Raw genomic sequence first — 21053 nt, forward strand, 5'->3', positions numbered from 1 at the left:
GACGTCCGGACGAGATGCCCGGACGAGCGGACGAGATACCGGGACGCCAGGCAAGACGCCCGGACGAGCGGGCGAGCGGAGGAGGCGGTTCCGTTGCCGGAAGCACCTGTGCTCACACTGCGGGGGATCTCCAAGCGGTTCGGCGCGGTCCAGGCCCTGTCGGGCTTCGACCTGGAGGTCCACGCCGGCGAGGTCGTCGCGCTCGTCGGCGACAACGGCGCCGGCAAGTCCACCGCCGTCAAGGCGATCGCCGGGGTGAACCCTCCGGACGAGGGCGTCATCGAGTGGGAGGGCCGCCGGGTCACCATCAACCGGCCGCACGACGCCCAGAACCTCGGCATCGCCACCGTCTACCAGGACTTGGCGCTGTGCGACAACCTCGACGTCGTCGGCAACCTCTTCCTCGGCCGCGAACTGCGCCGTTTCGGCGTCCTCGACGAGGTCCGCATGGACCAGCGCTCCCGCGAGCTGCTCGACACCCTGTCCATCCGCATCCCCAGCGTCCGCATCCCCGTCGCCTCCCTCTCCGGCGGCCAGCGCCAGACGGTGGCGATCGCCCGCTCGCTCATCGGCGAACCGAGGGTCGTCATCCTGGACGAGCCGACCGCCGCCCTCGGCGTGGAGCAGACCGCCGAAGTCCTCGACCTGGTCGAACGGCTCCGCGACCGCGGCCTCGGCACCATCCTCATCAGCCACAACATGGTGGACGTGATGGCGGTCGCCGACCGGATCGCGGTCATGCGCCTCGGCCGGAACAACGGCTTCTTCGACAAGCGCTCCACCACCACCGAGGAGATCATCTCCGCCATCACCGGGGCCACCGACAGCGCCGTCACCCGCCGCCAGGCCCGCAAACGGGAGGAGGGAGAGCGATGAGCCGCGACAGGGGCCCCGACGACGCCTCCACCCAGGAACCGGCACGCGACGCCATGCCCGCCGTCGACACCCGTCTGCTCGTCCGTGAGGAGGGCATCCGGGGATACCTCGGCGAGTTCCGGCGCAAGCTGCGCAGCGGGGAGCTGGGCTCCCTGCCGGTCGTCGTCGCCGTGATCATCATCTGGACGGTGTTCGGCAGCCTGAACAGCGCGTTCCTCTCGGCCCAGAACCTCTCCGACCTCAGCCAGCAGATCGTCGGCACCGGCATGATCGCCGTCGGGATCGTCTTCGTGCTGCTGCTCGGCGAGATCGACCTCTCCGTCGGCTCCGTCAGCGGGCTCTGCGCCGCCCTCTTCGCCGTGCTCAACGTCCTCAACGGCATGAACGAGTGGCTGGCGCTCCTGGTCGCCGTGGCGGGCGGTGCGGCCGTCGGGCTCATCCACGGCTTCTTCTTCGCCAAGGTCGGCGTGCCCGCGTTCGTCGTCACACTGGCCGGCAACCTCGCCTGGAACGGTCTGATGCTGCAGGTGCTCGGCACCAGCGGCACGGTCAACATCCCGAGCGAGACCATCGTCGCCAAGCTCTACTCGACGATCTTCCACAGCCCTGCCGCCGCCTATGTGACGGCGGCCGTGGGGGTCGGCCTCTTCCTGGCGGCCTCACTCCTGGACGCCAGACGCCGGCAGAAGGCCAGGGTGCCGTTCCGCCCGGTGGCCGAAATCGTGCTGCGTACGGTCGTCATCGCCGCGATCGCCTTCGCCGCCGCGGTCATCCTCAACCGGTACCAGGGCCTTCCGCTGGCCCTCCTGATCTTCCTGATCCTGCTGGTGGTGCTGGACTTCGTGCTGCGCCGCACCACCTACGGGCGCCGGATCTTCGCCGTCGGCGGCAACATCGAGGGCGCGCGCCGGGCCGGTATCAGCGTGCCGTTCGTCCGGATGACGGTCTTCTCGATCGCGGGCACGATGGCCGCCATCGGCGGCATCTTCCTGGCCGGTCAGATCCAGTCCGCGAGCCAGACCTCCGGTGGCGGCAACCTGCTGATGAACGTCATCGCCGCGGCCGTCATCGGCGGTACGAGCCTGTTCGGCGGCCGCGGCAGCGTGTGGTCCGCGCTGCTCGGCGCCCTGGTGATCGGGTCCATCCAGTCGGGGATGAACATCATGGGTGTCAGCAACGCCGTCCAGTTCATGATCACCGGATCGGTCCTGCTCGCCGCGGTGGTCGTCGACTCGCTGTCCCGCAGGAGTCAGAAGGCCGCGGGGCGCGCCTGATATCGCGTCGTCCGTACGAGGAGGTCACCGACGATGTCCGGTACCACTGTGAGGGACATGCTCGCCACCTACCCCGCCGACCTCGGCGGGATCGATCCCGGCAAGCTGACCCGCTGCATCGAGGAATGCGTCGCGTGCGCCCAGGCGTGTACCGCCTGCGCGGACGCCTGTCTGTCCGAGGGCATGGTCGGCGATCTGACCAAGTGCATCCGTACCGACATGGACTGCGCCGACATCTGCACCGCCACCGGGGCCGTGCTCTCGCGGCACACCGGCTACGACGCCGGCATCACGGCCGCGATCCTCACCGCCTGCGCCACGGTGTGCAAGGCGTGCGCGGACGAGTGCGCGTCCCATGCCGACATGCACGACCACTGCCGTATCTGCGCCGAAGCCTGCCGCTCCTGCGCGCAGGCCTGCGACGAACTGCTCGGGAGCCTCGGCGGCCGGTAGGGCGCGGCCTACGGCCCCCGGCGCTCCCTAATTCCCGGGAAAATCCGCTCACTTGGGCAGAAGGGGGCGGAGGGGTGCCCGATCCGGATCGCCGGGTCGGACATCGGGCGCGCGTTCGAGTCTGTGCTGAGGCTGTCCCGCGGGGCATACTGGCTACACGATGACGAACCGATCCGCGCCCCGGCGCCACCTGTCCACCAGCCCCTTCGCGGCTCCCGTCGATCCCGTGATCAAGGAGTTCGCCGTCGGTGACCGCGTCTCCCACGACCGTCACGGCCTCGGGAAGATCATTGGCACGGAGCCGACGGGTGCGCTGCTCGTCGACTTCGGAGCCAGCCAGATCCGCGTCCTGAGCCCCTACAAGGGCCTGCACAAGCTCTGACGTCACTCTCTGATCCGCCCCGGTCCACGCGCCGGGGCGGTCCTCGTTCCCGCGCCTACGATGGCCCCATGTCCGAACGCGAGGGAACCTCAACGGCGAGCGATGCGCATCAGCGCACCCCCGGTGCCCGGGAGCTCACCGCCGCGGCGGGGGTCTTCGCGCTGCTCGCGGACCCGACCCGGCTGCATCTCGTATGGCTCCTGACGCGAGGGGAGGCGGATGTCACCGCCCTCGCCGAGGCGTGCGGGGCCGCCAGGCCCGCCGTCAGTCAGCATCTGGCCAAGCTGCGGCTCGGCGGTCTCGTGCAGCACCGCAAGGACGGGCGCCGGGTGGTGTACACGCTGCCGGACGGGCATATGCGGCGTCTTGTCGTCGAGGCGATCAGCCACGCGGACCACCAGGTGACCGGCGAGCCCTGGCACGACTGACGAGCCCGGCCGCGGACGCCGACGAGAATTCAACATGTGCGCAATCATGCACGCGTCGGTTACGGTGGTGAGGTCCCCGTAGCCGAACGAGGGCGGACCTCATGCTGTCCGTGCTGCGCCACCGCACCTATCGCCGTCTCTTCACGGCCCAGATCCTCGCCCTGGCAGGCACCGGGCTCGCGACGGTCGCGCTGAGCCTCCTCGCCTACGACCTCGCGGCGGCCGACGCCTCCGCCGTCCTCGGGACCGCCCTCGCGATCAAGATGATCGCGTACGTGGCCGTCGCCCCCCTGATCGGGGCCCTCGCCGACCGCCTGCCCCGGCGCGCGCTCCTCGTCTCCGCCGACCTGCTCCGCGCGACGGCCGCCCTCGCACTGCCGTTCGTCGGCGAGGTGTGGCAGATCTACGTCCTGATCCTGCTGCTCCAGACCGCCTCGGCCGCCTTCACACCGACCTTCCAGGCCACCATCCCCGACGTCCTGCCCGACGAGCGGGACTACACCCGGGCCCTCTCGCTCTCCCGGCTCGCCCACGACCTGGAGAACCTCCTCAGCCCGGCCCTGGCGGCCGCCCTGCTGGCCTTCGTCCCGGCCGGCTCGCTCTTCGCCGGCACCGCCGCCGGCTTCCTCGCCTCCGCGGCCCTGGTCGCCTCCGTCCTGCTCCCCAGCCCCGCGCCGGCCGCGCGGACCGGCGGCCTCCTCACCAAGGCCTCCTTCGGCACCCGGCTCTTCCTCGCCACCCCGCGCCTGCGCGCCCTCCTCGCGCTCGAACTCGTCGTCGCGGCCGCCGGCGCCATGGTGCTGGTCAACACCGTCGTCCTGGTACGGGACGTTCTCGGCCGCCCGGCGGGCGACGTCCCGCTCGCCTTCGGCGCGTACGGCGCCGGCTCGATGGCCGTGGCGCTCTCACTCCCGCGGATCCTCGACCGGGCCGGCGACCGCGCGTCGATGCTCCCCGCCGCGTTCCTGGCGACCGGCGTCCTCGCCCTCCTCCTCGTCGGTCTGGAGGCCGGACCGGGCCCGTGGTCCTGGCCCGCCCTGCTCGCCGCCTGGTGCGCCGCCGGCGCCGCGTCCGCGGCCGTCCTGACGCCCGGCGGGCGTCTCCTGCGGCGCTCGGCGGCGAGCGCCGACCTGCCGGCCGCCTTCGCGGCCCGCTTCTCCCTCGCCCACGCCTGCTGGCTGCACACCTACCCCCTGGCCGGCTGGACGGCGGCGCGCGCCGGCCTCACGGCCTCGGCCGGCGCGCTGAGCGGCGTCGCCCTCCTCGCGGCCGTCGCCGCCGTCCGGCTCTGGCCGCGCACCGACCCCGACGAGCTGGAACACGTCCATCCCGAGCTGGCACCGGACCATCCGCACCTGCACGGCGCGGACCGGCGCCACGCTCACGACTTCCGGATCGACTCCCTCCACCCCCGGTGGCCCGGCCCCGACCTCACCGCGCGCCCCCGAAGCGGGCGAAACGCAGCGTGACGAGCTGGAAGGGACGCAGCCGCAGCTCCACCGCGCCCTCCGTCTCCCGCACGGTCCCGGCCGGGGCGTCGGCGAGCGGGCGCTCCAGAAGGTCGCAGACCTGAACCCCCGCATGGTCCAGTGCGGCGGTCAGCCGGGCGCGGCCGCGGCCGCCCCGGGACTCGTAGAGGCGGACGACGACGTCACCGCTGCGGTCGTCGGCGAGCTTCACCGCGCTGACGACGACGGCGTCGTCGTCCAGCACGACCAGCGGGGCGACGTCGGCGTCCCCGGGAACCCGGCGCTCCGGCAGGTTGAGGTGGTACCCCTCACGGACCGCGTCCCCCACCGCGGCCCCCGGCACCAGGGCGTGGCGGAAGCGGTGCACACCCTGGTCGGTGTGCGGATCGGGGAAGCGCGGGGCACGCAGCAGTGACACCCGTACGGTCGTGGTCGTACCGCCGTCGGGCCGCACGGTGCGGGTGACGTCGTGCCCGTAGGTGGAGGCCGTGACGAGGGCGACGCCCCAGCCGGGCTCCTCCAGGTGGACGAAACGGTGGTTGCACGCCTCGAACTTGGCCGCCTCCCAGCTGGTGTTGGTGTGGGTGGGGCGGTGCAGATGACCGAACTGGGTCTCGGCGGCGTAGCGGTCGGTGTGGATGTCGAGGGGGAAGGCCGCCTTGAGGAACTTCTCCGTCTCGTGCCAGTCGACCTCGGTGTCCAGGTCCAGACGGGCCGACCCGGCGGTGAGGGTGAGCGTCTGGACCGCCCGGGACGCGCCGAAGGATCGGGCCACGCGTACGGACACCGCCTGCGGGGAGTCGGACACGAGGACCACCTCGTCCGCCTCCGTCAGGTCGGTGACCGTGTTGCGGTAGAACTGGTCGACGTCCCAGGCGTCCCACATGTTCGGGAAGTCGGGGTGGATCTGCAGCAGATTGGCGACCGCGCCCGGCGCCACCGTCTCCCGCCCCGCCGCGAGGTCGACCACCGACACCACCAGACCGCGCTCGTCCACGGTCACCCGCAGCAGCCCGTTGGAGAGCACGAACCCGCCGCCCGCCCGCGGCTCCACGGCGCAGCCGCCGGGCGAGGCGGCGACAGCGCGGGCTCCGCCCGCCGCAACGCCCGCCCGCTCGTGCGGGGCCGCGTTGAAGACCACCTCTCCGCCCGCCGACGCGTCCCCGGCGAGCGCCCGCTGGGCACGGTCGACGATGCCGTTCAGCTCCTCGGCGACCTGTGCGTACGTCCGCTCCGCCTCCCGGTGCACCCACGCGATCGAGGAGCCCGGCAGGATGTCGTGGAACTGGTGCAGCAGCACCGTCTTCCAGATCCGGTCCAACTCCTCGTACGGATAGGGGAGTCCGGCCCGGACCGCCGCCGTCGCGGCCCACAGCTCGGCCTCGCGCAGCAGGTTCTCGCTCGTCCGGTTGCCCTGCTTGGTCCTCGCCTGGCTGGTCAGCGTCGCCCGGTGCAGCTCCAGATACAACTCGCCCACCCAGACCGGCGGATCGGGATACTCCGCCTCCGCCTTGGCGAAGAACTCGGCGGGCCGCTCCCAGCGCACCCGGGCCGACCCCTCCAGATCCCGCAGCCGGGCCGCCTTCGCGATCATCTCGCGCGTGGTGCCGCCGCCCCCGTCTCCCCAGCCGGTCGGCGCGATCGAGTGGCTCGCCCGCCCCTTGTCCTTGAAGTTGCGGACCGCGTGCGCGATCTCCTTGCCCTGCATCGAGCAGTTGTACGTGTCGACCGGCGGGAAGTGCGTGAAGATCCGGGTCCCGTCGATGCCCTCCCACCGGAACGTGTGGTGCGGGAACGAGTTGACCTGACTCCACGAGATCTTCTGCGTCAGCAGCCACTTGGAGCCGGCCGCCTTGATGATCTGCGGCAGCCCGCCCGCGAAGCCGAAGGTGTCCGGCAGCCACGCCTCCTCGTTCTCGACGCCGAACTCCTCCAGGAAGAACCGCTTGCCGTGCACGAACTGCCGGGCCATCGCCTCCGAGCCCGGCATGTTCGTGTCCGACTCCACCCACATGCCGCCCGCCGGGACGAACCGGCCCTCCGCGACCGCCTTCTTGACCCGCGCGTACACCTCCGGACGGTGCTCTTTGATCCACGCGTACTGCTGAGCCTGCGACATCGTGTAGACGAAGTCCGGCTCGTCCTCCAGGAGCGCGGTCATGTTCGCGGTGGTCCGCGCCACCTTGCGGACCGTCTCGCGCAGCGGCCACAGCCACGCCGAGTCGATGTGGGCGTGACCGACCGCGCTGATCCGGTGCGCCGACGGCTCGGCGGGCGAGGCGAGGACCCCGGCCAGCCGCTCGCGCGCGGCGGCGGCCGTTCCGTTCACGTCCTGCAGGTCGACCGCGTCCAGCGCCCGCTCGACCGCCCGCAGGATGTCCCAGCGGCGGGCGCCCTCGACGGGAAGCTCCGCCATCAGCTCGCCGAGGACCTCCAGGTCGATCACGAGCTGCCACACCGTCTCGTCGAAGACGGCCAGCTCCATCCGCTCCAGCCGGTACTGCGGCGTGTCGCCCGCGGTCTCCTTCTCGCCCAGATCGGTCGGCAGGAAGGGGTGGTAGTCCAGGATCACCGGGTTGGAGGCGGCCTCCACATGGAGCAGCACCTCCTCCCCGCCGACCGCCGGGGAGGCGATCCGCACCCACTGGTTGCGCGGATTGAGCCCCTTCACCGGCGAACCGTCGGGCCGGTACACCAGGCCCTCGCACTGGAACCCCGGCATGTTCGCGTCGAAGCCGAGGTCGATCAGCGCCTCGACCGTCCGGCCCGCCCAGGCCGCCGGCACCGTTCCGGAGACGGTGAGCCAGCTCGTACCCCACGGCGCTCCCCAGGCGTCGCCGACGGCGATCGGGGTACGCGGGGCGGCCAGGCCCTCGGCCACCGGCACCGGTTCGTCGGGCGCCGTCCAGATCCCGACCTCCAGGGGCACCGACTCCGGATGGATCGCCGGCCGGATCCGTTCGTCGAGGACGCGCTTGAGGCGGGACTCGATCAGCTTGCGGTCGTCATGCATGGCACTCGCTCCATCGCGTGAAGGGACTTGGGTGGGTCAGGCCCGGCCGACGTCGTCGACGGTGACGGTCTCGGTGATCCCGCGCGCGGCGAGATGCTGCTGGTCCGAGACCCGCCCGGCCAGCACGGTCGTGGGCCTGGCGCCGTCCGCGGCCAGGCGCATGAACGCCTCGAAGAACGCCCCGCCGGGGGCGCAGGCCGACCGCTTCGGCGCGTCGTCCGGCAGGTCCAGGACCAGGGCGGTGGTCCGCGGCCGCGCCCGGTGGCCGCGGTCGCGGGCCCCCGCCACGATCCGCGCGAGCGCCCGCCCGGCCGGCTTCACCTCCCGGTCGTTGGTCAGCAGGCCCAGGCTGTACTCCAGCTCCGGGAAGTCCGCGAGCGAGCGGTCGACGTCGTGGGAACACCACCAGGTGATACCCCACAGATCCGGGCAGTCGAGCGCGGCGGCGACCGTCGTACGGGTGAACTCCGCGGCCCGCTCGGCGGCGATGTGCGGGGCGGGCGCCCCGACCTCCTGCAGCCACACCGGCCGCCCCGGATCCTCGGCCCAGGCCTTCGACAGCTCGATCATGTACGCCGCGTGCTGACCGGTCGCCGGCGCCTGGGCGCCGTACCGCTGCGCGGTGCCGTTGAAGACCCAGGAGTGCACGGCCGTCGCCGCGCCGAGCCGGGCCGCGTGGGCGGGAGTGAACGGGTGGTCGTCCAGGTACCAGGCGGCGTCGTACTCCGCGTGCAGGTGCAGCCTCCCGGGCGCGCCCCGCTCGCAGGCGTCCAGCATGCGGCGGAGCCACGCCTCGGCCTGGCCGGGGGTGATCCGGTCCGGGTCGGGGTGCGGATCACCGGAGAACTGGTTGATCTCGTTGCCGAGCGTCATGCCCAGGAAGCCCGGCCGGTCCGCGAGGGCGGCGGCGAGGGTGCGCAGATAGGCGGCCTGGCCCTCGACCACCTCCGGGTCGGTGAACATGTTGCGCCGGTGCCAGGTGAGCGTCCAGGACGGCCGGAAGTCGAAGCTGGACAGATGGCCCTGCAGTCCGTCGACGGCGACATCCAGACCGCGTTCGGCCGCGGCGTCGACGAGCTGGACCAGCTGCTCGACGGCGCGTGGCCGGATCAGGGTGCGGTTCGGCTGGAAGACGGGCCACAGCGGGAACACCCGGACGTGGTCGAGCCCCAGCGCGGCGACCGAGTCGAGATCGGCGCGGACGGCGTCGAGATCGAAGTCGAGCCAGTGGTGGAACCAGCCCCGGGTGGGTGTGTAGTTGACGCCGAAGCGAGGGGCGCGGCCGGGCTCGGTGGGGGAGGCCTGGGAAGGGGTCATGCGCGGCATCGAGTCCTTTGCGTCAGTCATCCCTTGATGGCGCCTTCCTCGACGCCCCTGAAGAAGAACCGCTGAAGGGCGGCGAAGACGGCGACGATCGGCAGGAAGGCGATCATCGTGCCCGCGGCGATCAGCCGCGGGTTGGCGGTGAAGGTGCCGTTCAGGTACTGGAGCCCGACGGTCAGGGTGTACTGCCCGGGGTCGTTGAGGACGATCAGCGGCCACAGGAAGTCGTCCCAGGCGCCGATGAAGGTGAAGATCACGACCACGCTCAGCATGCCCCGTACGTTCGGCAGGCCGACATGCACCAGGCGCTGCCAGACGTTGGCGCCGTCGACGAGCGCGGCCGCGTCGAGCTCGGGCGGCACGGCCTGGAAGGCCGTGTACATCAGCAGCACGTTCAGCATGGCGATCGCCCCGGGCAGGGCCACCCCGAGGAGGGTGTCCGTCAGTCCCAGGCTGCGGACCGTCACGTACTGCGAGACGATCGTGACCTCGCCGGGCAGCACCAGCGTGGCCAGGAACAGGCCGAGGACCAGCCGTACGCCGCGGAACCGCAGCCGGGAGAGCGCGAATCCGGCGAGGGTGGCGCCCACGACGTTGCCGGCCACGGCGATCGCCGCCACCGTGAGCGAGTTGAGCGCGTAGGTCCACACCGGGATCGTGTCGGCGACCTGGGTGTAGTTGGAGAAGGTCGGGTCGTCGGGCAGGAAGTCCGGTGTACGGGAGTACACGTCCTCGCCGGGGCCCTTGAGCGAGGTGGACAGCTGCCACAGGAACGGGCCGATCGTGAGCAGCAGCACCAGGGCCAGAAGCAGATAGCGCGCGGTCTTCCCGGCGGGCGTGGGTGTGCCGAATCCCCGTGCGGGCATGGGTCAGGCCGCCTTCCGGTTGAGCCGGGCGAGCAGCAGCATCGGGCCGACGGTGATCACGAAGAGGAGCAGGCTCAGGGCGGAGGCGTAGCCGATGTGCCCGGTGAAGCCGCGGCTGTACATCTGGATGAGCATGACCACCGACATGTCCCGGCCGCCCGGGCCGCCGGTGCCGTTGGACAGGACGTACAGCTCCGAGAAGACCCGTAGGGCGGAGACCGATATCAGTACGGAGATCAGCATCATCGCGGTCCGGACACCGGGCAGGGTGACGTGCCAGAACCGGCGGGCGGCCGAGGCCCCGTCGACGGCGGCGGCCTCGTGGAGCTCTCGGCCGACGTTCCCGAGCGCGGACAGGTAGATGACCATGTAGTAGCCGAGGCCCTTCCACACCGTCAGTCCGATGGCGCTGAACAGCAGCAGCCAGCGGTCGGTGAGGAAGGAGACCGGCTGCTCGGCGAGACCGAGCTGCCCGAGCAGACCGTTGACCAGGCCGCGGTCGTCGAGCACCCAGCCCCAGATCAGCGCGACGACGACGGCGGAGGCGACCACCGGGGTGTAGAACGCGGTACGGAAGAACGTGATGCCGGGCAGCTTCTTCTCCACGAGGAGCGCGAGCAGCAGCGGCAGCAGGGTGAGCAGCGGCAGACAGACGAGCAGATAGACGATGCTGTTGACGAGAGCGTCGATCAACTGCTCGTCGGTCAGGGCCCGTTCGTAGTTGGCGAGGCCGGTGAAGTGTCCGCCGCCCAGGGGTTTGGCGTTGGTGAACGACAGGATCACCGTGTTGACGGCGGGCCACAGGTTGAAGACGGCGAGCCAGACCACGGCCGGCCCGGTGAGCAGCCACGGGGTGAACCAGCGCCGGTGCGTCAGCCGGTATGTCATGGGAGCCTTCCGGGAGGGGGAGCGGCGCCGGGGAGGGCGGCGCCGCCCCGGGCGTTCAGTCCTTGAGCATCTGGTTGCCGCGGGCGACCGCCGTGTCCAGCGCCTCCTTGGAACCGGTCTGTCCGTTGAGGGCGAGGGCGATCTGCTGGTTGATCACCGTCTTGATCGCGTCGTTGGCCTGGACCGGCTCCAGCATCTTGGCCTTGCCGAGCGAGGTGAACGCCATGACCTTGGCGTCGCCCGCGTTCGTGCCGTCGCTCTTGCTGAAGAAGGCGTCCGAGGCCGAGGCCTTGGTCGAGGGGAAGATGCTGGTGAGATGGGCGAAGGCGGCCTGGTTCTCGGCGTTGGTCACCCACCGTGCGAGCGCTAGGGCGGTGGCCCGGTTCTTCGTCCCCTTGGAGACGGACAGCCCCTGGACGTAGAGCGGCGGGGTGCCCATGGCGGGGGAGGCGACCACCTGGGGCGCCAGGCTCGGGTTGTCGGTGGCGAGCGAGGTGATGTAGTTGCCGCCGGCGGTGGTCCAGGCTGCCGTACCGGAGGTGAAGAGCTGGGTGTTGCCGGCGTACTTCTCGGTCAGCACGTCCTTGGGCAGCAGGCCCTCCTTGAAGGCGCCCCGGTAGGTGTCGAGGAGGGCGGCGGCCTCGGGGGTGTTGAAGGTGAACGTCGTGCCGTCGTCGGACATGAGCTTCACGCCGGCGTTGGCGAAGTCCATGAGGCCCGGCTTGCGGCTCATCAGATAGACGGAACCGTTGGACTTCTCCTTGACGGTCCTGGCCGCCGAGATCAGCTCGTCCAGGGTGGCCGGGGGCTTCTTCGGGTCCAGGCCGTACCGGGTCAGAAGCGTCGAGTTCCAGTAGTTCACATCGGTGTTGAGGTACCACGGGTAGCCGTACGTACCGTCCTGGCCGGCGAAGCGGTAGGCGGCGGTGCCGCCCTCGACGTAGTCGGATTCCAGCTTCGGGTCCGCCTTCGCCACATCGAGCAGCATGCCCTGCTTCACCAGCGGGAGGGCGAAGTCGGGCGGGAGGTTGACCACATCGGGAAGGCTGCCGCCGGCCGCCTGGCTGAGCACCTTCTCCGAGTAGCCCTCGCCGGGCTGGTCGAGCCACTCCACCTGGACGCCGGGGTGCTTCTTCTCGAAGGCGTCGATCACGCCCTCCATGTACGCGGTGAACTTCGGCTTCAGGGCCCAGGTCTGCAGGGAGACCCTGCCCTTCACCTCGCCGGCGGCGGCAGCGTTGTCGGCGTTCTCGCCGTCGGAGCCGTTCGGGTCGCCGAGGCCGCAGCCGGCGAGCGTCGCCGCGGCGACCGCGGCCACGGCCAGCCGCATCCAGTGGCTTGTACGCATGTGAGAGGTCTCCCGGTCTGTTCTGACGGAGGGGTCCGACGGAGGCGAGCAGGGCTACTAAACCGGTCTAGCGATGGGGGACTATGCTCCGGCTAGACTCCGCTGTCAAGGGAGTGCGCAAGGACTCCAGGAGGACGGAAGGGGCGCTCCGTGGGCAGACCGACGATCGCCGACATCGCCCGACGGGCGGGGGTGTCCAAGGGCGCGGTCTCCTTCGCGCTCAACGGGCGGCCCGGCGTCAGCGAGGCGACCCGCGAGCGCATCCTGCGGGTCGCGGAGGAGATGAACTGGCGCCCGCACAGCGCCGCGCGCGCCCTCGGCGGGGCCCGGGCGGGTGCGGTCGGCCTCGTCCTGGCCCGCCCGGCGCGGACCATCGGCCTCGAACCCTTCTTCAGTCAGCTTCTGAGCGGTCTGCAGGCCGGTCTCTCCGTCCGCGGCACCGCGCTCCACCTGCTCGTCGTCGAGGACACGGCGGCCGAGATCGAGGTCTACCGGCGCTGGACCTCCGAGCACCGGGTCGACGGCTTCGTCCTGGTCGATCTGCAGGTGCGCGACCCGCGGATCCCGGTACTCGAAGAGCTCGGCGTGCCCACGACGGTGATCGGCGGGCCCGGCCGGCACGGTGGCCTGCCCAGCGTCTGGGCGGACGACCGGGAGGCGATGGTGTCGATCGTCGACTACCTCGCGGCCCTCGGCCACCGCCGGATCGCCCACCTGGCCGGACTTCCTGCCTTCCAGCACACCCAGCGCCGGATCCGCGCCGTGCGCGACAGCGCCAAGCGCCTCGGCCTCACCGAGGCGGTCTCGCTGCCGACCGACTTCAGCGACGCCGAGGGCGCGGCCACCACCCGGACGCTGCTCGCCCGGCCGCAGCGGCCGACCGCGATCATCTACGACAGCGACGTGATGGCGGTGGCCGGTCTCGGCGTGGCCACCGAGATGGGGGTGGCCGTCCCCGGCGAGCTGTCCATCGTCTCCTTCGACGACTCCGCGCTCGCCCGGATCGTCCACCCCTCGCTCACCGCGCTCTCCCGCGACACCTTCGCCCTCGGTGAGCAGGTCGGGCGGGAACTGCTCGCGGTCGTCGACGACCCGGCGGCGGCGCGCGACGTCAAGAACCCCACGCCCCGCCTGACGGTCCGCGAGTCCACCGCGCCACCCGGTCTTGACCCGGCCAACTAAAGCCGTTTAGCCTCCCGGGGCGAGACGGGCACCACGCCTTTCCTCCGTGCCGCGAGCCGGCCGCAGCTCCTTCCGGCCGCCCCGGCACTTCCCGCGCCGCCGCCGTTCCCGTACCGCCGCACCTCCCGTACGCCCAGCACCCCCACCCTTCCTGCTGGACCGGAGCATCGGATGAGACGACACCTTGCCCTTCTGCCGATGGCGGCGCTGGTCGCCGCCCTCCTCGGCATCGCCCCCGCCCAGGCCGCCCACCGCCAAGTCGGCCCCCATGACGGCCCCCGAAGCCACCCCCAAGTCGGGCCCCATGACGGCCCCCGAACCCTCCCCCATGCCGGTCCCCAGGCCGCGGGCGACCAGCCCTACGCCTCGTACTGGCACCCGAACACCCTCCTGACCTGGGACCCGGCCACGGATCCCGACGCGCGGTTCAACCGCTCCCGCGTCCCCCTGCGGCCGCGCGTCTCCGACCCCGCGCTCAAGGCCAACGCCAGCGCCCGCGCCGGTGAGGGGAAGATCGCCTCACTGGTCTCCTTCGGCCCCACCTCGAACAACCCCTCGCAGGGCTCCACCAACCCGCACTACTACGCCTTCGGCCACTGGCAGTACATCGACAAGCTGGTCTTCTGGGGCGGCTCCGCCGGCGAGGGCCTGATCCTCGCCCCCAACGCGACCGTCATCGACGCCGCCCACCGCAACGGCGTCAAGGTCTACGGCACCGTCTTCTTCCCGCCCACCGCCTACGGCGGCCAGATCCAATGGGTACGCGACTTCGCCCAGAAGTCGGGGACCCGCTACCCGGTCGCCGACAAGCTGGCCCAGGTCGCCCGGCACTACGGCTTCGACGGCTGGTTCATCAACCAGGAGACCGCGGGCGGCGACGCGGCCCTCGCCACCGAACTGCGCAACGAGATGCGCTATGCCCGCTCCCTCGGCCCGGTCGAGTTCATGTGGTACGACGCGATGACCGAGTCCGGCGCGGTCAGCTGGCAGGACGCCCTCACCTCCGCCAACGACGCCTTCCTCCAGGAGGGCGCCCAGCGCACCTCCGACTCGATGTTCCTCGACTTCGGCTGGAGCGCCTCCGGCCTGAGCTCCTCCCGCACCCTCGCCCGGAGCCTCGGCCGCAGCGAGTACGAGCTGTACTCCGGCATCGACACCGAGGCGAACGGCTACAACACCTCCGTCCCCTGGGGATCCGTCTTCCCCGCCGGACAGCCGCACGTCACCTCGCTCGGCATCTACCGGCCCGAGTGGACCTACACCTCCGCCGCGAACCGGGCCGACTTCCACACCCGCGAGGCGCGCTACTGGGACGGTGCCAACGGCGACCCGTCGAACACCACGACCACCTCGGCCTGGAAGGGCCTCGCGCACCACGTCGCCGAGTCCTCCGCCGTCACCGCCAAGCCCTTCGTCACCTCCTTCGGGGCCGGCCAGGGCGACTTCCACAACGCGGCGGGCGTACGGGTCTCCTCGACCGGCTGGAACAACCTCTCGCTCCAGGACGTGCCGCCCACCTACCGCTGGCTGGTCAGCTCCAGCGGCGCGAAGCTCACGCCCTCGATCGACTTCACCGATGCCTACGAGGGAGGCTCCTCCCTGCGCCTGACCGGCACCCTCGACTCCGTCAACACCGTCCGGCTGTACCAGACCAGGCTGCCGGTGGCCGCCGACACCAAGCTGTCCGTGGTCGTGAAGACCCCCGCGGCCGGCCCCACCCGCCTCAAGGCCGCCGTCTCCTTCACCGACGCGCCGACCTCCTTCACCACGCTCGACCTCGGCGCGACCGCCACCACCGGGTGGGAGCGCAAGACCCTGGACCTGTCCGCCTTCAGCGGCCGGACCATCGCCCAGATCGGCCTGGAGGCCGCCGGCTCGGTCGCCTCCTACGACGTGAGGGTGGGGCAGATCGCCGTGTACGACGGGGCGGTGGACGCGGCGTCCGCGCCGACCGGTGTCACCGTCCTCGGCGCCACCGACGTGAGCCCCAGCCGCAAGTCGCTGCGGCTGGCCTGGACGGCGTCCGCCTCGGGATCGGTCCACCACTACGAGGTGTACCGGCGCAACGCCGACGGCACCCGGACCTTCCTCGGCGCCACCCCGAACGACGCCTACTTCGTCCCGCAGCTCGACCGCGTCGGTACGGAGACCTCGACCACGCTCGACGTCGAGGCCGTCTCCTCGGAGTACGGCCGCTCACCGGCCGCCACCACCACCGTCGCGTGGTCCACGGCGACCGAGTCGAACCTCGCCCTGAACCGCCCCGCGACCGCGTCCGGCCAGTGCACCACCACCGAGACCCCGGCCAAGGCCGTCAACGGCTCCGTCTCCGGCGGCAACGGCGACAAGTGGTGCACCACGACCTCCGCCAAGTGGCTGGAAGTGGACCTCGGTTCGGCCCGCGCGCTCAGCCGCTTCACGGTGCGGCACGCGGCCGCCGGCGGTGAGAGCGCGTCCTGGAACACCCGGGACTTCACCGTCAAGGTCCGGAGCTCCGGCACGGATCCCTGGACCACGGCCGTGACCGTCACGGGCAACACGGCGGCCACGACGACGCATCCGGTGAGCACCACCGCACGCCATGTCCGGCTGGAGATCACCGCTCCGACGCAGACGACCGACCCGGCCGCGCGGATCTACGAGTTCGAGGCCTGGGGGTCCTGACCCCGGCCGCGGACAGCGCTCCCCCGGGTCACCGCACCCGGGGGAGCCCCGTCACGCTCATCACCAGGGAGTAGAGGGAGGTGGTCGCCGTGATGAAGAGACGGTTGTTCTTCGGCCCGCCGAAGGCGATGTTCGAGACGGGTTCGGGGATCAGGAGCCGGCCGATCAGGGTGCCGTCCGGGTCGTAGCAGTGCACGCCGTCGTGGAGTGCGGCCGCCCACAGCCGTCCTTCGTCGTCGAAGCGGATGTTGTCGAAGCCGCCGTCGGCGCGTTCGGCGAAGACCTTGCCGTCGGACAGGGTGCCGTCCTCGTGGACGTCGAAGACGCGGATGTGACGGGCGCGGGTGTCGGCGACGTACAACTGCCGCTCGTCGGGCGAGAAGACGATGCCGTTCGGGCCGCCGAAGCCGTCGGCGACCCGGCGGACCTCGGCGGTGACCGGGTCGATCCGGTAGACGTCGCAGCGGCCGATCTCGCTCTGGGCGCGGTGGCCCTCGTAGTCGCTGGTGATGCCGAAGTCGGGGTCGGTGAACCAGACGGAGCCGTCGGAGCGTACGACCGCGTCGTTCGGGCTGTTGAGCCGCTTGCCCTCGAAGCGGTCGGCCAGGACGGTGACACGGCCGTCGTGCTCGGTTCGGGTGACCCGGCGGTTGCCCTGCTCGCAGCTGACCAGCCGGCCCTCGCGGTCGAGCGTGTTGCCGTTGACGTGCCCGGCGGGGGAGCGGAAGACGCCGATCGCGCCCGTCGCCTCGTCCCAGCGCAGCAGGCGGTCGTTGGGGATGTCACTCCAGATCAGCTGCCGCCAGGCGGGGAGGTAGAGCGGCCCCTCGGCCCAGCGGCAGTCGGAGTGGAGCCGTTCCAGACGGATGTCGCCGTTGGCGCACCGGCCGGTGCGGAAGCGCTCGTCCAGAACCTCGTACCGGTCGTCGATGATCTCGCCGGACATGACCCACCCCTGTCGCTGCTTGACTGAATGTCATTCGTAATGATCTCAGCATGACAGGACGAGGTATGGTTCCGGCATGGGAATGGTGGAGGGGATCGTGGACGAGGTCGACCGGATGCTGATCGCGGAGCTCCAGCGCGACGCCACCCAGGCGTACGCGGCGCTGGGCAAGGCGGTCGGCCTGTCGGCGGGCGCCGCCCACGAGCGGGTGAGGAAACTGCGCGAGCGCGGCGTCATCCGCCGCACGACCGTGGACGTCGATCCGGTCGCGCTCGGGCGGGGCGTGCTCGCCTACGTCATGGTCGACTCCTCGGCCTGGATGGGCGAGTCGGCCGAGGCCTTCGCCGCTGTCTCCGAGATCGTGGAGGCGCACGTCATCGCGGGCAGCGCCTCCGTGCTCGTGAAGGTACGCACCGCCACGACGGTGCAGCTCCAGGACGTGCTGCGGCGGCTGTACGCGATCGAAGGGGTCAGCGGCACACAGGCGACGGTGGTGCTGGAGACCTTCTTCGAAAGGTCGGTCTCCCCCTCTTGACCCGGGGTGAAAAAGGAGGAAAATTCCTAATACACCAGAAAACCAGAGCGAGCCGCACCCGTCGGTGGAGACGTTCGCCGACCCGCGTGACCCACTCGCTGGCTCTGGCCAGGCCCCCGGCAGACCGCCCGGACTCCGCGCTCTCAGCGACGGCTGAGAACCCCGAGAACGGAGACGGAAAGCCGGGGACTGCATGTCTGGGGGCCCTGGGCCGCCCCATCACGGTGCGGCGGCCGCCCTGCACTGGCCCCGGCCCTCGTCGCTGCCGTGGAACGGTTCAGATACGGCGGACGGTGTGGAGGTTCTTCGCGTACGTGCCCGTGCCGTCCAGCGTCGAGGCGCCGGCCAGGTCCGACATCGTGGGGCCGTTGCCCGTCTTGCGGCTGGAGAGGAACCGGCGGTTGCCGAGGGAGTCCCTGCCGAGGTAGATGCCGACGTGGTCGACGACGAGGAACCGCTCGTCCGTCTCCGTCGTCGCCGGGTCGTCCTGCACGTCGTCGCCCGCGTCGGCGTTGAAGAGCACGAGGTCGCCGGGCTGGAGCAGCGGCGCGGCGGGCGGCGCGAACGTCGCCGGGGGCAGCGTGGCCCGGTCGATCAGGACGCCGGGGGTGTGATCGACCATCTGCCGGGACCTGCGCGGCAGGCGGGTGCCGGAGGTGTCCTCGTCGGCGGCCATGGGCACGCCCATGTGGAAGCCGTAGACCATCCGTACGTAGCCCGAGCAGTCGAGGTTGTCGATCTGCTCGCTGACGACGGGGGCGGTCTCGGTGGGGAAGGTCCACGCGATCCCCATGTACTCGTGGAAGTCGGCCCCCTCCACCAGGTATCCCTGCGCGTTGGGGTGTCCGTAACCGGCCTCGCCCAGGACGCGCTTGCCCGCCGTCGGGCCGGCCCCGCTGCGCACGTCGGGGGCGCCGGGGAGGAACATCGCCGCGTGGGCGAGGACGTCCGGCTCCGTCGAGCCCGCCCAGGCCCGGATCCGCTGCTCGATCTCGGGCGTCCACCTCCCGTCGAACGGTTCCGGCAGCACCCGGACCCAGTCGCCGTGGGTCACGGTCGGAGGCTGGGCCCACGTGGCGGCGTCCACGGAGAAGCGGTCGACGAGCAGCCGGACCGGCAGATTGGTCGTCCCGGTGGACGCGATGGCGCGGACGCCGACACGGCCCTTGGTGAAGGTGGTGTCGGTCGCCCCGGCCGTCCACGCGTTCGGCTCCGAGGCGTCCGAGCGCCACGCCTTCGCCTGTATGCGGCTGCCCTCGTGCCGGACCCGGACCGTCCAGGTGCTCCCGGCCGGGGCGGCGGCGGTCAGCGTCACGGACGCGGCCAAGGCGGTGACGGCGTTGTTCACCTCCTTCTCGAGACGCAGCTCGACGGCGCCCTGAGGGGTGAAGTGGAGCCTGGCCCGGTAGCTGTTGTCGCTGTCCTGGTAGCCGAAGGAGAGCGCGAAGGAGTACGCGGCGCCTGCGGGCGCCTTGTCGAAGCGGGCCGTGGCACGGGCGTCGACCTGGGTGATCTCGTCGTCCCGCACGGTCACATGACGGCTGACGTTGGAGGTCGTCAGGGTGATGATGCCGGTGCCGCCGCCCTCCGCGGTCACCTCGTAGTCACTGGTGGCGCCGTTGACCTCGCTCCACGAGCCGCCCCCGGGTGTCGCGCCCCAGCCCCACTCCCACACCTTCGGGTCGGGCTCGGCGCGGTTCGGGAGGGTGCGGGTGAAGTAGTCGGTGAACGGCTGCTTGTTCTCCTGGAAGGTCCGGCTCGGGCCGGGCAGCAGGACCGTGCGGGCACCCTTGGTCAGCAGGGCGACGCGGCCGCCGGCACTGGCCACCTCGGTCCGCTCCGGGGTCCCGGGCAGGACGCCGACGGTGAGTGCGCCCAGCGACAACCGGCTGAAGAACGACCCGTCGAGCGGGACCGTCGTCACGGAGGAGAGTCTCCCCGTCGTCCCCGGGGCGGGTGGGAACGGCGGCACCACGACGTCCGCCGCGGGGACGGCGGCCCGGGCGGGCGTGGCGGCGAGCCCGCCGAGCGGGAGGGCGGCGGCGGACGCCGCGAGGGCGGTGAGCAGGCTGCGTCGTGAGGTGATCGTCATGGCACACATGATCCATGCGACCACCGGGCGGTCAGGTGGCGGTCCCCGTCTCCAGGATTCCCTTGAGGGTCTGCTCGTCCCTCGGTATCTCCTTCTTCACGTGCGGGCGGACGACGAGGGGGACGAGCATCTTGCCGATGCCGTAGCCCTCGAAGTCGATGGAGAGCGTCAACCGAGAACGCTCACCGTCGCCGAGGGGCTCGATCGTGCCCTGGACATCGCCGCGTACGGGCCCGTCGATACCGTGAATGTGCCAACTCCTCGGCGGATCCAGGTCGATGACCTGCATCGTCGAGGAGAACTCCCGCCGCCCGATCCGCCGGGTCACGGAGACCTTCGAGCCGACGGCGATGGGCTCGGCGCTCAACGGGCGGACCGAGACGGCGCTTTCCTGCCAGTCGGGCAGATGCGTGGGGTCGGTCACGTAGGTGAAGACCTCTGAGGGGCTGCGGCGAATGTCGATGGTTTCTTTGATGGCGGACATGACGCCTTCTTGGCTTGCTGTCAGAGTGGCGGCTGTTGTCGCTTCATACAAATGATCCCACGCGGATCGCCGCCCCGCGAGCCGCGGCGAACCCCTGGCCGAGCGGCTCTCAGCCCGCTGCGGAGTGCGCCCGGTAGAGGTCGCGGAGCAGGGCGATCTCCGCTCCGTGGTGCAGCAGTTCCTGATTGACCCACCAGACCGTCTCCAGGAAGAGGTCCTCCGGATCGCTGCCGTGCGGGTACGTGCTGTGCCCCACCGTATCCAGTGCCGCGTCGTCCGCGGCCAGCAGCGCCCTGCGCCAGGCGCTCGCCCCGGCGTCGAACGCCTCGATCGCCGAGGCGGCGTCCCCGCTGACGGGGTAGTCGTCACGGGTCAGGAGGTGGCTGCCGTCCGTGTGGTCGGCACGGATCGTCAGAAGCTCGCTGAGGTGGGTCAGTCGCCAGGCGATGGTGGTGAACGGCGGCGGAGCCGGATGCGGCGGCGGAGCGCTGTCGCGACCCCACTCGCCGGTACCGATCAGGACCGTCGCCCGCGGGCCCGGCCCGTCCGTACGGCGGCGGACCGACCAGCAGCCCGGAACCGGCTCCCAGAGATACTCCTCGTCCGTCATCGGCACCACACCGACGTCGGTGCCGTTGCCGCTGTCCACGAACGGTCCCGCCATCCGGCGCGTGAGCCGCTCCCGGGCGAAGTCGAACTGCTCCAGGAGGGGAACCATGCGGGGAGGTAGGGTCATCGAACTCTCCAGGTCGGCGGGGCTGATCACGCGCACTCTGACACACGCTCCCCGGCCTCTCGAACGGTTTTACGGGCTCCGCGCCCGGCACGCT

18 protein-coding genes are annotated in these 21053 nt (G+C 71.3%); 9 read left to right on the forward strand and 9 right to left on the reverse strand.

Annotation, left to right across the window (positions count from 1 at the left end; all coding sequences use genetic code 11):
• The first annotated feature begins 93 nt into the window (after nucleotides 1-93).
• From J7E93_RS21205 to J7E93_RS21230, 6 genes are all read left to right on the forward strand, one after another.
• Nucleotides 94-876 carry an ATP-binding cassette domain-containing protein gene (locus J7E93_RS21205; protein WP_215071498.1) on the forward strand — a complete coding sequence of 261 codons (783 nt, stop codon included), beginning with the start codon at nucleotides 94-96 and terminating at the stop codon, nucleotides 874-876.
• A complete protein-coding gene (locus tag J7E93_RS21210; RefSeq protein WP_215071499.1) occupies nucleotides 873-2150 on the forward strand; it encodes a sugar ABC transporter permease in 1278 nt (425 codons plus the stop codon). The genes J7E93_RS21205 and J7E93_RS21210 overlap by 4 nt, the downstream gene beginning before the upstream one ends.
• Before the next feature lie 33 nt (nucleotides 2151-2183).
• Nucleotides 2184-2603 (forward strand): four-helix bundle copper-binding protein, encoded by a 420-nt coding sequence (locus J7E93_RS21215; protein ID WP_215071500.1) that lies wholly within the window; start codon nucleotides 2184-2186, stop codon nucleotides 2601-2603.
• A 160-nt stretch (nucleotides 2604-2763) separates the two neighbouring features.
• Entirely contained in the window at nucleotides 2764-2985 is a 222-nt protein-coding gene (locus tag J7E93_RS21220) for a hypothetical protein (protein WP_215071501.1), read from the forward strand.
• A gap of 68 nt (nucleotides 2986-3053) precedes the next feature.
• Nucleotides 3054-3413: a metalloregulator ArsR/SmtB family transcription factor gene (locus J7E93_RS21225; protein ID WP_215071502.1), complete on the forward strand. Its 360-nt coding sequence runs from the start codon at nucleotides 3054-3056 to the stop codon at nucleotides 3411-3413.
• A gap of 101 nt (nucleotides 3414-3514) precedes the next feature.
• Nucleotides 3515-4882, forward strand: a complete 1368-nt coding sequence (locus J7E93_RS21230) for an MFS transporter (RefSeq protein ID WP_215071503.1) — start codon at nucleotides 3515-3517, stop codon at nucleotides 4880-4882.
• On the opposite strand, the gene J7E93_RS21235 is transcribed toward J7E93_RS21230, so the two are convergent.
• From J7E93_RS21235 to J7E93_RS21255, 5 genes are read right to left on the reverse strand one after another with little or no spacing between them, the layout of a single operon-like run.
• Entirely contained in the window at nucleotides 4845-7895 is a 3051-nt protein-coding gene (locus J7E93_RS21235) for a glycoside hydrolase family 38 C-terminal domain-containing protein (RefSeq protein ID WP_215071504.1), read from the reverse strand. The two genes, J7E93_RS21230 and J7E93_RS21235, sit on opposite strands and share 38 nt — an antisense overlap.
• A gap of 36 nt (nucleotides 7896-7931) precedes the next feature.
• The gene (locus J7E93_RS21240) at nucleotides 7932-9212 is read right to left on the reverse strand and encodes a glycosyl hydrolase (protein WP_215071535.1); all 1281 of its coding nucleotides are present in this window, start codon (nucleotides 9210-9212) and stop codon (nucleotides 7932-7934) included.
• A gap of 26 nt (nucleotides 9213-9238) precedes the next feature.
• The gene (locus tag J7E93_RS21245) at nucleotides 9239-10084 is read right to left on the reverse strand and encodes a carbohydrate ABC transporter permease (protein ID WP_215071505.1); all 846 of its coding nucleotides are present in this window, start codon (nucleotides 10082-10084) and stop codon (nucleotides 9239-9241) included.
• Between the two features lie 3 nt (nucleotides 10085-10087).
• Complete coding sequence (locus J7E93_RS21250; RefSeq protein ID WP_251066866.1) at nucleotides 10088-10972, reverse strand: carbohydrate ABC transporter permease; 885 nt, start codon at nucleotides 10970-10972, stop codon at nucleotides 10088-10090.
• 55 nt (nucleotides 10973-11027) lie between these two features.
• A complete protein-coding gene (locus tag J7E93_RS21255) occupies nucleotides 11028-12320 on the reverse strand; it encodes an ABC transporter substrate-binding protein (RefSeq protein WP_215071506.1) in 1293 nt (430 codons plus the stop codon).
• A 150-nt stretch (nucleotides 12321-12470) separates the two neighbouring features.
• On the opposite strand from J7E93_RS21255, the gene J7E93_RS21260 reads away from it, so the two are divergent.
• Nucleotides 12471-13502, forward strand: coding sequence for a LacI family DNA-binding transcriptional regulator (locus tag J7E93_RS21260; protein ID WP_215071507.1), 1032 nt, complete (start codon nucleotides 12471-12473; stop codon nucleotides 13500-13502).
• Nucleotides 13503-13673: 171 nt separating this feature from the next.
• On the forward strand, nucleotides 13674-16166 hold the full coding sequence (locus J7E93_RS21265) for a discoidin domain-containing protein (RefSeq protein WP_215071508.1): 2493 nt from the start codon (nucleotides 13674-13676) through the stop codon (nucleotides 16164-16166).
• Between the two features lie 28 nt (nucleotides 16167-16194).
• On the opposite strand, the gene J7E93_RS21270 is transcribed toward J7E93_RS21265, so the two are convergent.
• The gene (locus J7E93_RS21270; RefSeq protein WP_215071509.1) at nucleotides 16195-17112 is read right to left on the reverse strand and encodes an SMP-30/gluconolactonase/LRE family protein; all 918 of its coding nucleotides are present in this window, start codon (nucleotides 17110-17112) and stop codon (nucleotides 16195-16197) included.
• A gap of 97 nt (nucleotides 17113-17209) precedes the next feature.
• Between J7E93_RS21270 and J7E93_RS21275 the strand changes: the two genes are divergently transcribed.
• Nucleotides 17210-17647, forward strand: a complete 438-nt coding sequence (locus J7E93_RS21275) for an Lrp/AsnC family transcriptional regulator (RefSeq protein WP_215071537.1) — start codon at nucleotides 17210-17212, stop codon at nucleotides 17645-17647.
• Nucleotides 17648-17924: 277 nt separating this feature from the next.
• On the opposite strand, the gene J7E93_RS21280 is transcribed toward J7E93_RS21275, so the two are convergent.
• The 3 genes from J7E93_RS21280 to J7E93_RS21290 form a co-directional block, all read right to left on the reverse strand.
• The gene (locus tag J7E93_RS21280) at nucleotides 17925-19739 is read right to left on the reverse strand and encodes a C40 family peptidase (protein WP_215071510.1); all 1815 of its coding nucleotides are present in this window, start codon (nucleotides 19737-19739) and stop codon (nucleotides 17925-17927) included.
• Between the two features lie 31 nt (nucleotides 19740-19770).
• Nucleotides 19771-20223, reverse strand: coding sequence for an SRPBCC family protein (locus J7E93_RS21285; RefSeq protein WP_215071511.1), 453 nt, complete (start codon nucleotides 20221-20223; stop codon nucleotides 19771-19773).
• A gap of 109 nt (nucleotides 20224-20332) precedes the next feature.
• Nucleotides 20333-20959, reverse strand: coding sequence for a DinB family protein (locus tag J7E93_RS21290; RefSeq protein ID WP_215071512.1), 627 nt, complete (start codon nucleotides 20957-20959; stop codon nucleotides 20333-20335).
• Between the last annotated feature and the right edge of the window lie 94 nt (nucleotides 20960-21053).

The organism is Streptomyces sp. ISL-36 (genome assembly GCF_018614205.1).
GTDB lineage: Bacteria > Actinomycetota > Actinomycetes > Streptomycetales > Streptomycetaceae > Streptomyces.

Excerpts from the sequence above, each read along its gene's own strand:
- J7E93_RS21210 (WP_215071499.1), top strand. The coding sequence starts at position 873 with ATGAGCCGCGACAGGGGCCCCGACGACGCCTCCACCCAGGAACCGGCA.
- J7E93_RS21215 (WP_215071500.1), top strand. The coding sequence starts at position 2,184 with ATGTCCGGTACCACTGTGAGGGACATGCTCGCCACCTACCCCGCCGAC.
- J7E93_RS21220 (WP_215071501.1), top strand. The coding sequence starts at position 2,764 with ATGACGAACCGATCCGCGCCCCGGCGCCACCTGTCCACCAGCCCCTTC.
- J7E93_RS21225 (WP_215071502.1), top strand. The coding sequence starts at position 3,054 with ATGTCCGAACGCGAGGGAACCTCAACGGCGAGCGATGCGCATCAGCGC.
- J7E93_RS21230 (WP_215071503.1), top strand. The coding sequence starts at position 3,515 with ATGCTGTCCGTGCTGCGCCACCGCACCTATCGCCGTCTCTTCACGGCC.
- J7E93_RS21235 (WP_215071504.1), bottom strand. The coding sequence starts at position 7,895 with ATGCATGACGACCGCAAGCTGATCGAGTCCCGCCTCAAGCGCGTCCTC.
- J7E93_RS21240 (WP_215071535.1), bottom strand. The coding sequence starts at position 9,212 with ATGACCCCTTCCCAGGCCTCCCCCACCGAGCCCGGCCGCGCCCCTCGC.
- J7E93_RS21245 (WP_215071505.1), bottom strand. The coding sequence starts at position 10,084 with ATGCCCGCACGGGGATTCGGCACACCCACGCCCGCCGGGAAGACCGCG.
- J7E93_RS21250 (WP_251066866.1), bottom strand. The coding sequence starts at position 10,972 with ATGACATACCGGCTGACGCACCGGCGCTGGTTCACCCCGTGGCTGCTC.
- J7E93_RS21255 (WP_215071506.1), bottom strand. The coding sequence starts at position 12,320 with ATGCGTACAAGCCACTGGATGCGGCTGGCCGTGGCCGCGGTCGCCGCG.
- J7E93_RS21265 (WP_215071508.1), top strand. The coding sequence starts at position 13,674 with ATGAGACGACACCTTGCCCTTCTGCCGATGGCGGCGCTGGTCGCCGCC.
- J7E93_RS21270 (WP_215071509.1), bottom strand. The coding sequence starts at position 17,112 with ATGTCCGGCGAGATCATCGACGACCGGTACGAGGTTCTGGACGAGCGC.
- J7E93_RS21280 (WP_215071510.1), bottom strand. The coding sequence starts at position 19,739 with ATGACGATCACCTCACGACGCAGCCTGCTCACCGCCCTCGCGGCGTCC.
- J7E93_RS21285 (WP_215071511.1), bottom strand. The coding sequence starts at position 20,223 with ATGTCCGCCATCAAAGAAACCATCGACATTCGCCGCAGCCCCTCAGAG.
- J7E93_RS21290 (WP_215071512.1), bottom strand. The coding sequence starts at position 20,959 with ATGACCCTACCTCCCCGCATGGTTCCCCTCCTGGAGCAGTTCGACTTC.